The organism is Bacillus sp. SRB3LM (genome assembly GCF_015712745.1).
In the GTDB taxonomy this organism is placed as follows: Bacteria; Bacillota; Bacilli; order Bacillales; family Bacillaceae_G; genus Bacillus_A; species Bacillus_A thuringiensis_K.
Window position 1 is genome coordinate 458,719 of the sequence record NZ_VWVQ01000021.1, and the last position, 16,913, is coordinate 475,631.

Sequence of the window (16,913 nt, forward strand, 5' to 3'; positions counted from 1 at the left end):
ATACCAGCTGTCCTCCTCTTCCCCTGTCAAACGTCTCTTATTTTTGACAGCCTCCTACAAACCGTTTCATGTTTCACCGAATTCCAAAACATATTGTAGATTTTCTTTTGTGATACCTGAGATTATCCCCTTAAGATAAACAGTGTAACAAAACATGAATACACATGGATATAACGGCTTAAACGATAATCGTCTTTTGTAAACGGACGTATATTTCTTTGAACTTTGCAACAGAACCTTTGAAAGCCACGAACGATTCTTGGAGAGTAGATGAAACATATATCAAGATCAAAGGAAAGCAAATGTATTTATATCGTGCGATCGATTCCGAAGGAAACACAATTGATTTTTTATTTAAGTCGCAAACGAGATGCGAAGGCTGCCAAGTGTTTTCTAAAGAAATCCTTGGTTTCTTGTCATGCCACAAAACCTCGTCGATAACTGCTGATGGAGATAAAGCCTATCCTGTTGCGATACTTGAACTAAAGGAAGAGAAATGTATACCGCATGGTATACCACTTCGTGTAAAAAAATATTTAAACAATATCATTGAGCAAAATCATCGATTTATCAAAAAACGGATTCGGAATATGCTTGGATTGAAATCTTTGCGAACGGCTACAAAAATGATTGCTGGAATAGAAGCTATGCATATGATTAAAAAAGGACAAACGCTCCAAGGGGAGAAGTCTGTCCAAAAGCAAATGTATCTTATCGATGAAATCTTTAGTTTAACAGCATAAATTTCAATTCCGTTAGGAATCTTTGGTTCATTTTTCATAAACCCACTATTTTTGCACCAGAACCTTTCATACACACTTCTTCTGTTAAGAATTGGTATGTATAATAGCGTGTGTTGTTTGAAAGATAAATATGTAAGAAAACCGAAATTTGACTCATATAGAATGGATTTTTACAATAAAAATGGAGTGATTTTATTTGTCACCTATCCTAGGGGTTCAAGTAAAAAAATTGCTGGTATGTTATTGTACACCCACACTTATATCACGTTTAGCATGGTACTACATATAAGAATAAGATACAGAAACAATCCCATGAGAAGTATATATTTCATATAAGTTGTATCATAGAAATCACTAAAAAAAATGACACTTACAATTGTAATCAACATAATAGATAATAAAACGACTGGATGCAAATTGAAGTGACCCCCGAAAAGGGGACACCAATCAAAACACCTAAACCACTTGTTCCCTAAATTCTTTAGGGGATAGGTGGTTTAATTTTTCTTGAATTCGCACACAATTGTAGTAATGAATGTATTCTAGCACAATCTTTTGCACAGTTGTGTTGGATACTTTTGTTATCTCTTGTGAATAGAAGGCTTCACTTTTTAAATGACCAAAGAAGCTTTCCATGACGGCATTATCATGGCAATTTCCTCTCCGGGACATGCTGGTGATCATGCCGTTTTCTTTGGCATACGCTTGAAATTCTTTTGCTGTATAAATACTTCCTTGATCTGAGTGAAGAAGGACATCTTTTACTTTTCGCCCTCTCATTGCTTGTTTTAATGTCTTCATCGCTAATGTCAGTGTTTGTGATTCGCTGATGACACAACTAATAATTTCACGATTAAAGGCATCCATAATCGTTGATAAATACAAGGTACGCTCTCCAAATAAGAGATACGTCACATCCGTAAACCACTTTTCATTTGGTCTGGATGCATCGAATTGGCGCTCCAATCGATGAGGGGATACCATTGGCTCCGTACCATTGATATATTTCTTTTTCTTTCGACGTACTTTTGAAAGAATGTGATTTTGTCTCATGATTCGTAATACTTTTTTATGATTGACACACAGTCCCATTTTTCGAAGAGTAGCGGTCACTCTTCGATATCCATACCGGAATTTATGCCTAAGACAAACGTCCTTTACTTTCTCTTCTATACCATCTTTCAAATCTTCCGTTCGTTGTAACCAACGATAAAATGTGGAACGGGGTAATTCTAATACGTTACACAATTCTTTTACCGTTATTTTTGTTTTTACATTTTCCCATAAAGCAACTACAGTTTCTGGTTTCAGCCCCTTTCGATTTCCAGATACTTTCCCCATACAAGTAATTTTGTTTTTAGATGTTTATTTTCTAAACGTATCTGTTCTAATTCACTGAGCTCTTTTGGTCCTTTTCCATAAGAATATTGTTTTCCTACAGGTTGTTGAAAACGATACGTTTGATCTGTACGATACCATTTCATCCATGTCTTAATTTGGGAAACATTTTTAATTCCGAGTTTCTCCATAATTGTACGATTTGAGTAGCCGTCTTTCTTCATTTCAATCACTTTCCACTTTGTTTCTTCTGGGTAATGAACTCTTGTCTTCAAACGAAAAACACCTCCAATGAATTTGCATACTTAGTATGCGAATTCAGGAGGTGTTTTTTTCATGTACCACTATTCGGGTTCACTTCAAATAGAGTGGGTTTTTGGTTACATAGATGATGTAACAAGAAAAAGAGATTACGAATAGTAAGAAAGCAACGAAATTAGATTTATACATAAGAGAATTCCTTTCTCAAAAAATGCATACAAATATTGACGAATTGTAGCGAATCCGTGTGGGATTTGTACGAAAGATGTCGAATTAAACGTTTGTTTAAAACATAAAGATTGGGATAAAAGCCCTATATCGTTGATGCATCAACATTTTATCGTCAAGGAAATCCCCTTGATAGGTAGTATGTATTCGCCATATGTTGCAATTTAATCATGGGATCATAAAAAATAGGAAAAAAGATTGAGCGAATGCGCCCAATCTTCCAAATGACAGCTTACCACAGCTTATAGAATATAATAGCAAACATATATCCATTTGTCTCAATACGTTTATTATTTCGCATCTTCAAATACATGCAATGCATCTTTACGGAGCTTATCTTTTTCAGTATCTGACCTTTTGAAATCGTATTGATATAAAGCGGATTCCCAATCCCCATACATCGGATTCGGGAACACAATAAATTTTTCTCCAAATGCTTCGTGTATCGCTTCAACTGATTGATTTCTATCTTGTACAGATTTCTCATCAAATCCTGTAAAATCAGATAAATTATCTCCAAAGAATAGAATAATATCATGTTCTGTCGCAACTTTCTTTCTGCGTTCTTCCTTCCCTTTTTCTTCTTTTCCCTGCAATAAGACATGCTCCTTATCAGCTTGCGGGATATTCAGATTCTGTAAATTTTGTAAGGTAGCATCTAATTGACTTTGTTTGCGATTTGAAATGTAGTAGATCGCCACACCTTTTTTATTTGCATATTGTAAAAAGGAAACGGCACCAGGAAGATCTTCTGCTTTCGCTTGTTGAATCCAATCCTCCCATTTATAAGGAAATCCTTTCTTCTCTTTTACTGTCATGGCTTGATACGGACTATTATCCACGACAGTTTCATCTAAATCTAAAACGATGGCAGCCTTTTTCTCGGTACCTTTGGCAAGTGCTGCGTCTAATTTCATCTTTCCGATATTATATCCTTGATGATAGAGCGCTTTGACTTCTCCAGCGGTTTGATACCAAGCATCTGCCATCACTTGTTGTTCGGTTAGTGAAAATGGTTGTTTCGGCTGTGTTTGTGGTGACTGACACCCTATAAGAGAAAGAGAAAAAAGTGTTAGAGCTATACTTGTTTTGAAAATGGGTTTCATTGTGTATCACACTCCTAGTTGTATATTTTGTATGGTATGCGCTTACTTTACGGGAATTATATTAAAAATACAATGCTCTTTTATTAGAAAAACACCTTCAATTATTTTAAAGGTTCTTATAGGGTTGTGTACTCGTTTTAATTCGTTCACATGCTTTTCCTACTCCGCATAAATTAAAAACGTTTACTAGTCAATCTGAAGAGTTTGTTTCAAGTGAGTTCGTATACAGTTGGTACACAAAACCATTCGTTTCATATAGATTGGTTGTATCAACATGATCAAAACGGTTCTGTTGTTGTTCATTTTCAATTGCATTCCTCCCCATACAAATCTCCTTTAAAGTTAACCTGAATACTTAAAAAACTTTGATACAACTTAGGTTAACCTAGTTAACATGGGTCAATTCATTTGAATCAAATAAAAAACTAGTTCAGGTAGAAACCCAAACAGAACAAATTCAATGAAAAAATTCGAACTGTATATACATTTGGCTTTTTTTAAAATAAAAATCACAAATGTCTTTGTGTAAGTATTATAATTGGTATAGAATACAAAAAATCATTTTTCTTTTAACTTGTACAAAAAGAATCTATTGTATAACTGTCTTCTTCCCGTAAAAAATATAGGAGAGGATTGGTATATTGAACAAATCATTGTCTAGTGGTTCTAATCAATTATTACAAGAAATCGATCAGAAAATGAGGATAATTGAGTCTATGCTTATCCTTCGTTATATTTCTGGGCATGTGGGCATGTGCCTACAGAAGAAGCATATGAGGTCCATCAAATGTTGATAGAAGTATCTCAATTGTTACTCACGTTGGAACAAGAGCCCAAAATGGCATCACTTGCAAAGTGTTTAAGTCTACAACTACAAACCATCCAAGAAGAATACAATAGAATAATTGGATAGGTTAAAAACGGCATTATAATTATGAATATTTTTAAAAATAAAAAATCATCACGTTGTTTTTAGCCCTTTTTGGGGAACGGCAACGATTCCTTCTTTTTGGGGCCACTTATAAAAAACACATTAAATTTCAAATACTATTTTTATCTCCAGAGGATACCTCCTTTTACGGTTTTAAAAGAAAATAGGATAAATTACTTTTGTTTTGAATTCATATATCTTTTGATAAGGATAGGAAGAAAAACTCAAAATGATTCTAATTTTTGCATTCATCTACTTGAAAGATGAATGCTTTTTTTCGTACATAATAAAAAAATAAAACATTTTTGTCACAAAACTCGTCTTTCTGGGTTCTTTATAATACAGGCATCAAATGAGAGTGAGGTTTTAACTGACATGTTAAAGATAAAAAAGGAAGAAAAGCCTGTCTCGGATCTGACATTTGAAGATTTATTTAAGCAATATTACGTTTATGTTGTGAAACAAATTCTATGGATTGTGAAAAAACAACCTATTGCTGAAGAATTAGCACCAGAAGTATTTTTACAGCTATATAGAAATGATTGGAAGACAATTGAAAATGTATCTGGTTGGCTCATAAAATCTTCTACTTATGTTGCATATAAATATTTACGATCCGAAAAAAGGCATCAGGCGAGAATAGATAAAACGATACAACACCATGAGGTTCAACCTATCTCATCATTAGATGATGATTGGATTAGAAAAGAAGAGATTACAAAAGTACAAAACGTACTTAGTCATATGAATGAACGAGATCGAACCATATTGTTAATGAAATTTTCTGGTTTTCAATACAAAGAAATCGCAGACGTACTTCATATTGACATATCTGTTAGTAACGGTGGTAAAATCCTTTATAACAACGGTTCCAAATTCCCCAAAAATAACGGACAATGGTTTCAAAACGACAATGATGGAGTGGAGAAGCTATGGTCAAGATTGGGGAATTTTTTATGATCAGAGAATTGTATCAAAAAGGATGGACAATCAAAGCGATATCTGAAGAAACAGGATTTGATCCAAAAACTATTCGGAAATATATCCAGCAAGATGCATTACCATCAAAAAAGAAAGTAGAGAAAAAACCAAGTAAACTAGATCCATATAAACCATACCTCCTTCAAAGGATTAAAGAAGGTACTACAAATTGCGCAGTGTTATACGACGAAATTGTATCAATGGGATACCCAGGGAAGGCTACCATTTTGCGCGATTTTGTCAGACCTCATCGACAAACCCCTAAAAAACAAGCAACCTTACGGTTTGAAACACCACCTGGTAAACAGGCTCAAATGGATTGGGGATACATAGGGAACATAAAAGTTAACGAAAAAGAACAAGATGTATACGCGTTTGTAATGGTATTAGGGTACTCCAGAATGAAATATGTTGAATTTACTACAAGTATGGATTTAGAAACTTTAATGAAATGCCATATGAATGCATTTGCTTATTTTAATGGGGTTCCTGAACAAATCCTTTATGACAATATGAAAACTGTTGTAATTAAACATACACCAGTAGAGATTAGATTTAATCGAAGGTTCGAAGATTTTCTATCCTATTATGGGATTGTGCCGAAGGCGTGTAAGCCATATCGTCCACAAACAAAAGGAAAAGTAGAAAATGTAGTAGGGTATCTTAAAAAGAATTTTATGCAGCGTAAGCATACATTTACTTTAGAATCATTAAATGATGACGTCAGGGATTGGCTAAATAAAACGGCAAATCGTAAACCAAATGGAACAACAAAAGAAGCTCCAATCGCAAGATATCAAGTCGAGGAAAAGTATCTAGGAAAGTCTAATACAAAACCAGCCTTTCCAATTACAAAATGGGAAATACGAGAGGTTAGTAAGGATTGTTTTATCTCTTATCAAGGAAAACGTTACTCTGTACCGTTTCGATTCGTGGGCAAACAAGTGAAGATAAAAGAGACACTTGATCATCATCTTGAAATATATGATGAATTAGAGTGCGTCGCAATACATCCAATTCTTACAGGTAAGACTGAAACACATGTAAGCCTTGAACATTATAAAGGGCTGAATGCGACAACAAAAGGTTTGGCGACCCGTCACATTCAACCCGATGAGCTCGAAGTAGAACAACGTTCTCTTCAAGTGTATGAACAATTAGAAGGGAGTGATTCTGTATGACCACTCAGCTTATAATTGAACGCTTAATCAAAGTTGGATGGCATCATACCGCCGACCAAATTGATGGTCTTTTAGAAGATGCATCTAAACATAATGTACCATATTCTGAATTTCTAAACACCCTACTTTTGCATGAAATTGAAAAAAGAGAAGCATCAGCTTTACAGAAACGAATACAACACGCGAAACTTCCGTTTCATAAAACAATTCATGAATTTGACTTTACTTTTCAACCTAGTATTAGCGAAAAGCGAGTGAAAGAAGTATTAACATGCCGTTTTATTAATAATGGGGAAAATGTCCTACTCTTAGGACCTCCAGGAGTAGGGAAAACACATTTATCAATTGCATTTTCTAGCGAAGCTATCATGAAAGGTTATACAGCACTTTTTTTGAGAGCTGATGATTTTATTAATGAGTGTAAGAAGGCTCATACCAAGGGACTATTGAATCGAGTAATCAAACGTTGGAGTCGTCCTGATCTTCTTATCATTGACGAACTAGGCTATTTTCCCTTTGATGAATTAAGTGCCAATATCTTCTTTCAAATCATTTCAAAGCGATATGAAAAAGGGGGAGCACTCATTGTAACGTCAAATAAATCTTTTATAGAGTGGGGAAAGATTTTTGGAGATGAAGTATTAGCAATAGCTATTTTAGATCGACTCTTACATCACGCAACAACATTTAATATCAAGGGAGATTCATATAGGCTTCGTGAGAAGCAAAAAGCTGGAATACAGCCAACAACATTAAATCGCTAATAAAAGGGAATTTGATTCCGTCAAAAAAAGGGAATTTCAATACGTTATTGACAGTAATTTAAATAAGATTAAAAAGTACTGTTTATCTATAAAATAATTGGGTAAATAATATGTAATTAGGAAGTGTATGAATATGATTGAACTAAAATCTATTATCCATTCGTATAAACTAAAGAGAAAAATAGCTAAAGATTTATACGGAAAAAGAGATGAATTGACACTATTATTAAATGAATTTAATAATATGAAATGTACAGTAACATCTGAAAAGAAGAAAAACAATATATTATCTCGTTTGCAACTAATTTATCAAAATATGAAATTAGATAAGCAGTACCCTCTAGCAGTTGCTTTTGATAGTAAATTATTGGAGCGGTTAGAAAAAGAATCTCTACATACTATTGAGGATGGTGTAACATGTCTTCATTTAATGTTAGATATGAATTATGAGAAAATAAAACAATATGGGTCGAGTACAAGTAGGTCATTTGTTCCATTATCGCAGTCTTCTATTTGTCTTGCTGATTGTATTTGTTTAACAGGATTTGTAGTAGGTTTACTAGGAGCAATTTCATTTGGAGGATTCATGTTATCTATATGTTCAATTACATAAAGGTTAATATTTGTAAAAAGGGCACCGATTTAAGGTGTTCTTTTTTGTTTTTCTGTAAAGTTATTGTAAATGATAAGTACAATACATCACATAAAATGTATAATTTAAATGTATTGAAATACAAATATATAGAGGTGTTGTAAATGATAATTACTTTAAATTTTTAAAAGAGTTGTTTTGATAAAATTTTATTTATATAAACAGTTTTTACTTTTCTTTTAAATACTTGGTTTGAATGGATTAGATTAAGTAACTATTGTTCTAGCATTTTGATAATCAAGACAACTACAGAAAGGAAGGAATCATTTTATGAAAAAATTAAGGCTGTTAACATTTGAAAATATAGTAGAACCCCTTTTAAATGAAGAGGTATCATTTATATACTTTCCTATTGAATGGCTTGACATCGTAGAGATACATTATAAGACGTTTTTATTAACGAGTAAGTTGAAACGTTTAAATGAAAGATTGTATGATATGTTTTCCGATATATTGTTTATTCAGCATAATCCGTACGTATTAAATGAAAATACACCATGGATTGTATCGAAAGAACCTATTAAACAAGAGCAGCTCGATTATATTTTTCAAAGTTGGTATGAGATTATTCATGATTGGAAGCCAAATAGATTAGTAGAGCCACCAAAATATGAATGGCAATCCGATTTGATTTCTAATTTGCCAGTACTACATGATAATGAAACGTATTCTAAGTGGGTGCCCGCTTTAATCTCACATATTTTTTGTGAGCGCCCTATATATTTAGAAAATACAAATGAAGAAGAAATCTATTTTTCTCCTCTTAGATCACAAAATATTTGTGAGGCGATGTCAGGACCGATAAAAGATGAAAAAACAGAAGATTTTTTCTCCTATGTATATCGATTCGAATGCATAACCCGCGGTGGTGAGAACGCTCCATTATTAAATATTTCAATAGGGATCCGGAGATTTTATCAAGAATATAAGATGATAGGTCAAAAAAACCTTGATATGACAGCGTTTGTTTGACTTTTTTTAATGAAATGCAAACATTTTGCAAACATAGGTTATCCAAAGATACTTTTACCGAAGTTTTTAACTGCTTCTTCCTGCATATTCGGTAAAACATGAGAATAGACACTTAATGTCATTGAAATATCTGTATGACCTAATCGCTCACTGATGATTTTAGGGTTAACTCCTTGTTTCAATAGTAGAGTTGCATGTGTATGTCTTAAATCATGGAATTTAATTTCTTTTATACCTACTTTGTGTGTTAACCTAATGAAACTCTTTCTGAAATGAGCTCTTTTTATGATTCTTCCAAACTCATTACAATTAATTAAATCTTGATCTAGATAAGCAGAACCAAACTTTAACTTCTCTTTATTGATTAAAATTTTATGTTTTTTTAAGGCTGTTATTGTTTCATTAGGTACAGGAATTGTGCGTTTTGATGAATTTGTTTTTGCAGTTTTTTTGATTTTATTGTCATGACCAGATGTTTGATTTATTGTAACAGTATGTTTTTCAAAATCAATGTCCTGCCATCGTAAACCTAGAACTTCTCCTAGACGCATACCTGTAGTTATTGCAAGTAGATACCCAATGTGATATCGTGATTCTTGTGAATGAGCTAAAAACTTTTTTACTTCTTCCTCTGTCCAAGTCTGGATAGGGGTTTTTTCTTTTTTAGGTATCTCAGCAAAATCTGCTGGATTTCGAGAAATAATATTTTGTTTTACGGCTAGGTTTAAAGCGCTCTTTAAAATTCTATGCATAAGCAGAATAGAATTGTTTGCAATCCCTTTATCTATCGCAGTCTTATAACATTTTTGAATGTGTATAACATTTAATTTATGGAGCGCAACCATTCCTATACTAGGTATAACATGTTGGTTGATAAATGCCTTATAGCCAGCAAAGGTACTCTTTTCTATGCTCATACTTTTAATTTCTAGCCAATGATTTAGGTAATCTTTTAACGTGACTTTAGATGGTTCTATAAAAGTTCCTTCATTCAACTCTGTAATCTTCTTTGCCACATCGGCCTGTGCTTCTTTTTTTGTCTTATATCCAGAAAACCACTTCTGTCTTCTTTTTCCTGTCTCTGGGTCAGGACCGATATCAATAACGATGCAATATTTATTTCCTCTTTTTCGAATATGTCCTTTCACTTAAAACACTCCTTCATTTTGTTTTGAATCATGTTGTATAAGTCTAGTTGTAATTTTGCTGCTATGAAAATTACATGTTTGGACATATCAGCGATGGGTATATTTTACCATATATGAGCAAATTCAGTTATAGAATATGATTTTCATCCATTGTAAAAAATAGTAAAATATTTATAGAATTAGATAAAGGGGGAGAAAAGACTATGAAAAAATTCACAAATGACCCTGGCGGGCACAAAGTAAGTGATTCTGGTGGCTGGAAGGAAGAATTAGACCAAGGAACAGGCATATAGTACATAAGTGGAGCTTAACGGCTCTTTTTTTATTGTAGAAAAAAAGCCGTTAAGCTCCCTTGAGAAACGTTGATATATAACGATTTTAAAACTTTCTCAATAAGAATCAGATAACTACACGACTGAATTTTGGAAAAAATGTGATATTATGAAAATAATAAAATAAACGGACGTGAAAAAGACCTACGACTGTGCAAGTGGTGCTCGCAACACCCTTACACCGTCCTCCCTAAACGCGCTAGGGAAAACACTTGTCATAAGTCTCAAACATAATTATAACACACAACCTAGATATAATGGCACGTTTTCCTGTAAATATAAGACATCTAGGGTAACGTGTCTTTTTTGTCCATAAGGAGGGCAAGGATTGTGCAAGTTTTATTAGATTTAAATGACATGCAGGAGTGTCTAAAATCAAACGGTTATACAAATCGTAAATTGGCAACACGTTTTAAAGTAACGCATACAACAGTAAATAGTTATTTTAAGAAGCAAAGTAAATTTGATTTTATGCACTTGGTTGATGCGCTGAAGCTATATAAGCCTAAAAATGTTGATTTTAGAAGGGAATGCATCAAAGAGTGTATACCTACACTATCACATAAAAATTTGAAATTAGCATTAGAAGTGTTAGATATGTTTGGAGAATATGATCTTCAAGACCTAGTAATTCAACGAATAATGAGTTTTAAAACTAATAAAAATAAAAGCGAAGAAGAAAAGAAAAAAGGTAATTCAAAAACTGTGAGGATAAATTTAAATTTGGTTCCGTTATACAAAACATTAAGAGAAAGGAGTGAAAGTACAACTACTCCTAAGAGGTTCTTTGAGAAAGTTGAGAAAATGAGAAAAAATCAAAAATACTCAGATAACGAGCTGGTAATAATATCTGTTTTAAATACAATTTACTCTTTTTTTGATTTAGGTAATTATAAGATGGTTAATGAACATATTCAGCAATTATTGCCGGACATCTTGGGAATTAAATGTCATACATTAAGGGATTCTCTTTTATTAAGAATAAAAGAAATGGAAGTTTTCGTTGCACTTCACGAAAATAAATTAGACGAATCGCGTGAATTATGTTTTGAAATTATAAATGATCAAAGTAATTGCTATGTCAGTACAAAGGCAGTAGCATATTGTAAAATTGGAGAAAGTTATGTTTTCTCTGATTATCAAAATGCTAAAGAGTACATGGAGAAATCATTAAATATAATTGGCGTTCCAGTGAATAAAAAATTAGAAGTAAGAAGAGAAAAAGTACTTAATACACTATTATTTTTAAGAATATATCATGAAAAAGATTTACATACCATTAACCCAGAAAATCTAGATTATGCTGAAAAAGCATTCTTATATGTAAAGCTAGGTGAAAAGCAAAAAGCGATTAAAATTTTACAAGCTTTACAAAATACAAATGGATATCTTAGTAGTTTTCAATTGTACTATATGGGGCTTGCGGTCGGAGGAGAAGAAGGAAAGAAATACCTAGAAATGTCCATAGAAAGTTTTTCTAAATCAGGTGATTATTTCTATGTATTCCTACCAAAGACAGCATTGAAATGTTATAATTGAATTATACAAAAAGGGTGGTGAAACGCTTGAAAAATAAGCTTGTAAAAATAGTTTTAACTATTACTACTGTAGCTTGTCTTTCTATTACAGCTTTTCAGGTGACGGAAAAAGATAAGGTGCAAAGTGCTAAAGAACAAAAAACAACTTTATATATGATTGATCCAGGCCCAGGAGGCGGTTAATTAATATAATATTAGAAATGACACTATCAATTTGATAGTGTCATTTCTGCTTTATAGGGAATGGAAACATTTTGACTGAAACGACAAAAACTTTCCACTTTAAGACGGTTAATATATAAAACAGGATGTAAGGGGAGAATTAAGGATGACGAAAGAGGAAATTGTAATCCTATTTTTAGATACTGTGAAAGAATGTGCACCAGATCAATTAGAAGAATATATAGCAGAAATTAAAAAAATAGCCGTTCCTAATTAGGGGGCTATTTTTCTGTTTTATTATGGTGTTTGTTAAGAGCTTGAGCGATAGCTAGCATTTGTTCTAACGCCATATCTTCTTTATCCTTTGGTAGCGGTTCTAGCCATTCCATGATTTCCTTGAATTTTTTATATTTATCATCACTAGAGTCGTCACCTTTATTTTCTCCGTACAAATAATTTACAGGTACATTAAATCTCTTCGCTATCTTTTCTATAGTTTCACGACTTGGGAATGCTTTTCCGTTTTCAAACTTTGAAACAGTCCCCTTAGTTAGATCCACTTCTTTCCCGAATTGTTCTTGATTCATTTTGTTATCTATTCGAATTTGTTTAATTCTATCCTTCATTTCCATACTTAAATACTCCCCTTTTTACGATATATCGTAAATTACATTAATTACATTATAAAGTTTCCTAGCAAGAAACGTAAAGAGTTAAAAAAGTTTCCTTCTATGAAATTTTTTATAAAAAACACTTGAAGTTTCACGTGATGAAACTTATAATGAGTTTGTAAGCATCAGAAGGGAGTGATCAGATGCAAAATCAAAAACAACTAACGGCACTTCAAAAAGCTTTTGAAGATTCTGGTCTTAAATATCATGAATTAGCTAATATGGTTGGTATATCAAAGTCTTACTGCTATAAAATTATTAATTATAATCTAAGAGTTTATTATGATGTAGCTGTTAAAATATCAAATGTTTTAGGTAAAGAAAGCGACATTCTATTTAATGAACAAGAAAAAAATTTTGAACACAAAGTTTCATTCAGTGAAACGAGAGGGGGTGAAAAAAATGGACCAATTACAAGTTTTGCAACATCCAGTAAGTGAGTTTGTTTTTATGGCAGGGAGTCAAGTTGTTCATGATAGTGGAAAGAAACTTTTCGCAGCAGCTTGGAGAGACGTAAAATCAGTGTTTGCAGTAAACAGTTATTGCAACATTTTACAGAAAGATTTCAATGAGGAGATATCATACATAAAAGCATGGCGACCAAGATTAGTATGATTATCCATCGTTAATATAATTTTGGAAGGAGAAAAAAGAAATGGGATTAGATCAAATCATTAAAGAATCAATCCGAGAAGTTGTTCGAGAGGAGATACAAGCTGCTTTAGCGCAGTTCCAACAACAATCACAACCAAGCAAAGTAATGAGGGTGAAAGAAGCAGCGGATTATCTCAATATCGCTGTTTGTAGAATGTATGAATTAGCAAGTCATCCACAGTTTCCGGTGATTAGGGAAGGACGCAAATTACTTTTCCTACAAAAGGATTTAGAAGCTTGGCTTGAAACACAAAAGGAGGTGATCTAGTGGAAGATACGACATCGTTAGTTATATTCGCAATGTTTATCGCGTGCAGCGCATTGTTACTTTACATTACTTATGAGCCAATAAAACAGTGGGCTTGGAGTGACGTAAAACAAAATAAAAAGACCCATGGCAGTGGGTCCTTTAAGAAAAAACAGTTGTTATAAGTATATCACGGAAAGTAGGGGAATAGTACATGCGTTTAACTGAATATCAAGTGCTATTACCTAATAAGTTTTGGAACTTAGCAAAGAGCAAGGATGAATTAAAGCAAATAATTGACCAGTATTTCAAGGCTGGTTATCCGCATTATGAAATTCAACGAATTATCAAAAGTGGACAAGCATATGTGGCGGTTTGTACAAGGAGGTAAATAAATGGCAACATTTCGAGTTAATAAAAGTAAAAATTACACAACCATTAATAATACAGGTCTTCGAGATGAACGTTTAAGTTGGAAAGCAAAAGGGATATTGGCTTACATTTTATCGTTACCAGATGATTGGGTGTTTTACATGGAGGAAATATCTACTCATGCGAAAGATGGAATTGATAGTTTAAGGGTAGGAATGAAAGAACTAAAAAAATTCGGTTATGTTAGAAGGTTTCCTGTAAAAAACGAAAAGGGAAAGATAACTAACTGGGAGACAATTATTTATGAAATTCCACAAGTGGAGAATCCACATATGGAAAATCCACAAGTGGAAAAACCACAAATGGAAGTTCCATTTATGGAAAATCCAACGCTACTAAGTACTAATAAACAAAATACTAATATACAAAGTAGTAGTAGCATCTTCTCATTCTACGAAAATAATTTCGGTATTTTAAATTCATTCATAGCCGAAAGTATTTCGCAATGGGTAGACGATACAAGCGAAGAACTTGTACAAGCAGCTATGGAGCGTGCCTTGAAACAGCAGAAGAAATGGAATTATGCTGAGGGGATTTTAAAACATTGGGTTAATAAAAACATTCGTACTTTAGCTGATGTTAATGCGGCAGAAATAGAGTTTAAAAACAAAGGTAAAAAAGGAGCGAATAGAAATGGCAACACCAATGAAAAAACTGGCAGAATCCCTGGAATCGAAGGTGAATTACCATTCTGATCAATGTATGAATCACTCTTATGAAATAGGTGGACAAACAATCATTAAGCCAGTTCAAATGATTATTTATCAAGGTAAGCCTGTTTGTCCAAGATGTGTTGTTGAGCAAAACAATAAGGTTTTGGAAGAACAAGCTAACGCTCATTATAAGAAGATTAGCCGTTTACAGAAATTCAACATGCTGGAAAAGGCTAGTGTTATTACAAATAAGAAAATTCCTCTTTCAAGATTATCTGATTACAGAACCGTGTGTGATGAAACGATTAGTCACAAGAAAGCTGTTGAAGAAACCTTGGAGGATTTAAAGAACGGAGAAATTAGAAAAGTTGTATTTACAGGAAATCAAGGGACGGCAAAAAGTTTCCTAGCATACAGTATGCTTCATGAATTAAATCAATATTTTTGGGATATCAGTCAAGAAGAAGAAAATTATCATCTTATGAAAAGTTGCTTGTACGTTGAATTAGAAGCAATAACAAGAATGATTATGGATTCTTTTGATGATAAGAGCAGTAAATATACACTTCAATATTTCGTTCAATTAATGGGACAAGCTGATTTTGTTGTGTTAGATGATCTTGGCGCAGAAAGCGGGTCAACTGATTCGAATAGACAGGCATCGGATTTCATTCAACGCCTTTTATATGCGGTATCAAACGCTAGACAAGGAATGAGTACATTTACCACAACAAACTTTACTGGAAAACAACTTTTTAATAAATACGATGCTAAAACAGTTAGTCGTTTATTAGGGGATTCAAGGGTTTTGAAATTTACAACAGCTGATCAAAGGCTTGCAAATTTAGGTTTCTAATAAGGAGGAATAAGCATGTGTGCATTATGCAGTAATACAGGGATTATTCGTAAAGAAACTTACCCAGGTGTAATTGAAACGAGCGGTTGTAATTGCGAAGTAGCAATCCAGCAGCAAGAAGAAAATGATAAGCGTTGGCAAGCATGGTTAATCAAATTTGAATCAATGAAACACGAGTTGCAACGGAATCAACAACAAAAAGTTAGTTAACAAGGGAGGGAGTAAGATATGAAAAACACAGGTGTTGCAAGAAAAGTGGACGAGCTAGGTCGTGTAGTAATTCCAGTAGAGTTACGCAGAACTTTAGGGATTGTCGAAGGTACGGCACTAGATTTTCATGTCGATGGGGAAAACATTGTTTTAAGAAAATATGAAAAGTCATGCTTTGTAACGGGTGAAGTTTCTGAAACCAACATAGAGTTGCTAGGTGGCCGAATGTTTTTAAGCAAGGAATGGGCCATTGAATTACTGGATCTTATTCAGAAGAGTGGGATGGCATATGCCTAAGCAACTAAACATTTTCGATGTAGAGCCAGCAATTTGTGAGTTCGATGTAATGAAGGCAAATGTGAAAAGAGGTACTGGACGCACTACATATGCTGATGTACGCGTCCAAGTTCCAAGAAATGCAAAGAGTACGGATGAATTACCACGCACAACTAAACAAGATGATCGTTATGACATCTTTGAACAATATGCAATGGCGATTTGGAGATTTCAACGCGCTGTAGATAATTTTTTTAGTTGGGATACAGCGGAAGAGTTATGTAAGGCAGCAAGGGATAAAAAAGAAATAATTCCGGTACGGGTTTACTTAGGGAGTGGATTTAAGCCTGATGTTGTCGAGTACATGCGGTAGTAAAAGGGAGAGGGACATATGACAAAAATAGAAATTGATGTTAGCAGCAACAAACTTTTAATAGTTAAGGATGGAAATGTTACAGCAGTCAATCCACCAATGAGCGGATTCGGTGAGCAAGTTGCGGTTTGGGTAAACGGTAAAGTTGATCGTGTGGATACTAAGTTTACTGAAAAGATAAAATAATCATTTTTAGAAAGTAGG

The 16,913-nt window shown here is 33.4% G+C and carries 25 protein-coding genes; 20 read left to right on the forward strand and 5 right to left on the reverse strand.

The genetic code is table 11. The annotated features are described in order from the left end of the window. Positions 1–239 precede the first annotated feature (239 nt). Positions 240–743: an IS6 family transposase gene (locus F3I02_RS15545; protein ID WP_374058650.1), complete on the forward strand. Its 504-nt coding sequence runs from the start codon at positions 240–242 to the stop codon at positions 741–743. Between the two features lie 456 nt (positions 744–1,199). On the opposite strand, the gene F3I02_RS15550 is transcribed toward F3I02_RS15545, so the two are convergent. The 3 genes from F3I02_RS15550 to F3I02_RS34435 form a co-directional block, all read right to left on the reverse strand. After that, a protein-coding gene (locus tag F3I02_RS15550) for an IS3 family transposase (RefSeq protein WP_196477871.1) occupies positions 1,200–2,356 on the reverse strand; the annotation gives its coding sequence in 2 pieces (ribosomal slippage) (positions 1,200–2,104 and positions 2,104–2,356; 1,158 coding nt in all). A gap of 504 nt (positions 2,357–2,860) precedes the next feature. Further along, entirely contained in the window at positions 2,861–3,676 is an 816-nt protein-coding gene (locus tag F3I02_RS15555) for a 5'-nucleotidase, lipoprotein e(P4) family (protein ID WP_196477520.1), read from the reverse strand. A gap of 190 nt (positions 3,677–3,866) precedes the next feature. Beyond that, the gene (locus F3I02_RS34435; protein ID WP_269061755.1) at positions 3,867–4,001 is read right to left on the reverse strand and encodes a hypothetical protein; all 135 of its coding nucleotides are present in this window, start codon (positions 3,999–4,001) and stop codon (positions 3,867–3,869) included. A gap of 462 nt (positions 4,002–4,463) precedes the next feature. On the opposite strand from F3I02_RS34435, the gene F3I02_RS34440 reads away from it, so the two are divergent. From F3I02_RS34440 to F3I02_RS15585, 6 genes are all read left to right on the forward strand, one after another. Beyond that, the gene (locus F3I02_RS34440) at positions 4,464–4,589 is read left to right on the forward strand and encodes a hypothetical protein (RefSeq protein WP_269061756.1); all 126 of its coding nucleotides are present in this window, start codon (positions 4,464–4,466) and stop codon (positions 4,587–4,589) included. Between the two features lie 393 nt (positions 4,590–4,982). Beyond that, positions 4,983–5,567 carry an RNA polymerase sigma factor SigX gene (locus tag F3I02_RS15565; RefSeq protein ID WP_230876756.1) on the forward strand — a complete coding sequence of 195 codons (585 nt, stop codon included), beginning with the start codon at positions 4,983–4,985 and terminating at the stop codon, positions 5,565–5,567. Then, positions 5,540–6,769 carry an IS21 family transposase gene (istA, locus tag F3I02_RS15570; protein ID WP_196477521.1) on the forward strand — a complete coding sequence of 410 codons (1,230 nt, stop codon included), beginning with the start codon at positions 5,540–5,542 and terminating at the stop codon, positions 6,767–6,769. The genes F3I02_RS15565 and istA overlap by 28 nt, the downstream gene beginning before the upstream one ends. Beyond that, positions 6,766–7,533, forward strand: a complete 768-nt coding sequence (gene istB, locus F3I02_RS15575) for an IS21-like element helper ATPase IstB (protein WP_196477522.1) — start codon at positions 6,766–6,768, stop codon at positions 7,531–7,533. Before istA ends, istB begins: the two co-directional genes overlap by 4 nt. Before the next feature lie 127 nt (positions 7,534–7,660). Then, positions 7,661–8,146: a hypothetical protein gene (locus F3I02_RS15580; protein WP_002164034.1), complete on the forward strand. Its 486-nt coding sequence runs from the start codon at positions 7,661–7,663 to the stop codon at positions 8,144–8,146. Between the two features lie 309 nt (positions 8,147–8,455). Continuing rightward, a complete protein-coding gene (locus tag F3I02_RS15585; RefSeq protein WP_196478128.1) occupies positions 8,456–9,157 on the forward strand; it encodes a pPIWI_RE module domain-containing protein in 702 nt (233 codons plus the stop codon). Positions 9,158–9,195: 38 nt separating this feature from the next. Here the strand turns inward: F3I02_RS15585 and F3I02_RS15590 are convergent, their stop codons facing one another. Beyond that, positions 9,196–10,305: a site-specific integrase gene (locus F3I02_RS15590; protein ID WP_196478129.1), complete on the reverse strand. Its 1,110-nt coding sequence runs from the start codon at positions 10,303–10,305 to the stop codon at positions 9,196–9,198. A gap of 662 nt (positions 10,306–10,967) precedes the next feature. On the opposite strand from F3I02_RS15590, the gene F3I02_RS15595 reads away from it, so the two are divergent. Both F3I02_RS15595 and F3I02_RS15600 read left to right on the forward strand, forming a co-directional pair. Further along, complete coding sequence (locus tag F3I02_RS15595; RefSeq protein WP_196478130.1) at positions 10,968–12,176, forward strand: AimR family lysis-lysogeny pheromone receptor; 1,209 nt, start codon at positions 10,968–10,970, stop codon at positions 12,174–12,176. Positions 12,177–12,202: 26 nt separating this feature from the next. Further along, positions 12,203–12,358 carry a hypothetical protein gene (locus F3I02_RS15600; protein ID WP_000791793.1) on the forward strand — a complete coding sequence of 52 codons (156 nt, stop codon included), beginning with the start codon at positions 12,203–12,205 and terminating at the stop codon, positions 12,356–12,358. 260 nt (positions 12,359–12,618) lie between these two features. On the opposite strand, the gene F3I02_RS15605 is transcribed toward F3I02_RS15600, so the two are convergent. Continuing rightward, a complete protein-coding gene (locus F3I02_RS15605) occupies positions 12,619–12,969 on the reverse strand; it encodes a helix-turn-helix transcriptional regulator (protein ID WP_102956497.1) in 351 nt (116 codons plus the stop codon). Positions 12,970–13,151: 182 nt separating this feature from the next. On the opposite strand from F3I02_RS15605, the gene F3I02_RS15610 reads away from it, so the two are divergent. From F3I02_RS15610 to F3I02_RS15665, 11 genes are read left to right on the forward strand one after another with little or no spacing between them, the layout of a single operon-like run. Beyond that, positions 13,152–13,448 (forward strand): helix-turn-helix domain-containing protein, encoded by a 297-nt coding sequence (locus F3I02_RS15610; RefSeq protein ID WP_196478131.1) that lies wholly within the window; start codon positions 13,152–13,154, stop codon positions 13,446–13,448. After that, positions 13,411–13,623 carry an ORF6C domain-containing protein gene (locus tag F3I02_RS15620; RefSeq protein WP_230876836.1) on the forward strand — a complete coding sequence of 71 codons (213 nt, stop codon included), beginning with the start codon at positions 13,411–13,413 and terminating at the stop codon, positions 13,621–13,623. The genes F3I02_RS15610 and F3I02_RS15620 overlap by 38 nt, the downstream gene beginning before the upstream one ends. A gap of 40 nt (positions 13,624–13,663) precedes the next feature. Next, positions 13,664–13,930 (forward strand): helix-turn-helix domain-containing protein, encoded by a 267-nt coding sequence (locus tag F3I02_RS15625; RefSeq protein ID WP_196478132.1) that lies wholly within the window; start codon positions 13,664–13,666, stop codon positions 13,928–13,930. Beyond that, positions 13,930–14,094: a hypothetical protein gene (locus tag F3I02_RS15630; RefSeq protein WP_000390298.1), complete on the forward strand. Its 165-nt coding sequence runs from the start codon at positions 13,930–13,932 to the stop codon at positions 14,092–14,094. The genes F3I02_RS15625 and F3I02_RS15630 overlap by 1 nt, the downstream gene beginning before the upstream one ends. Before the next feature lie 29 nt (positions 14,095–14,123). Then, a complete protein-coding gene (locus tag F3I02_RS15635; protein ID WP_196478133.1) occupies positions 14,124–14,300 on the forward strand; it encodes a hypothetical protein in 177 nt (58 codons plus the stop codon). A gap of 4 nt (positions 14,301–14,304) precedes the next feature. Then, positions 14,305–15,036 (forward strand): DnaD domain protein, encoded by a 732-nt coding sequence (locus F3I02_RS15640; RefSeq protein WP_196478134.1) that lies wholly within the window; start codon positions 14,305–14,307, stop codon positions 15,034–15,036. Further along, on the forward strand, positions 14,975–15,850 hold the full coding sequence (locus tag F3I02_RS15645; protein ID WP_196478135.1) for an ATP-binding protein: 876 nt from the start codon (positions 14,975–14,977) through the stop codon (positions 15,848–15,850). Before F3I02_RS15640 ends, F3I02_RS15645 begins: the two co-directional genes overlap by 62 nt. Before the next feature lie 15 nt (positions 15,851–15,865). Further along, a complete protein-coding gene (locus F3I02_RS15650) occupies positions 15,866–16,060 on the forward strand; it encodes a hypothetical protein (RefSeq protein WP_196478136.1) in 195 nt (64 codons plus the stop codon). Between the two features lie 18 nt (positions 16,061–16,078). Then, on the forward strand, positions 16,079–16,357 hold the full coding sequence (locus tag F3I02_RS15655) for an AbrB/MazE/SpoVT family DNA-binding domain-containing protein (RefSeq protein WP_196478137.1): 279 nt from the start codon (positions 16,079–16,081) through the stop codon (positions 16,355–16,357). Then, positions 16,350–16,709, forward strand: a complete 360-nt coding sequence (locus tag F3I02_RS15660; protein ID WP_196478138.1) for a cell division protein SepF — start codon at positions 16,350–16,352, stop codon at positions 16,707–16,709. Before F3I02_RS15655 ends, F3I02_RS15660 begins: the two co-directional genes overlap by 8 nt. 18 nt (positions 16,710–16,727) lie before the next feature. Then, complete coding sequence (locus F3I02_RS15665) at positions 16,728–16,895, forward strand: DUF3954 domain-containing protein (protein WP_000161123.1); 168 nt, start codon at positions 16,728–16,730, stop codon at positions 16,893–16,895. Positions 16,896–16,913 lie beyond the last annotated feature (18 nt).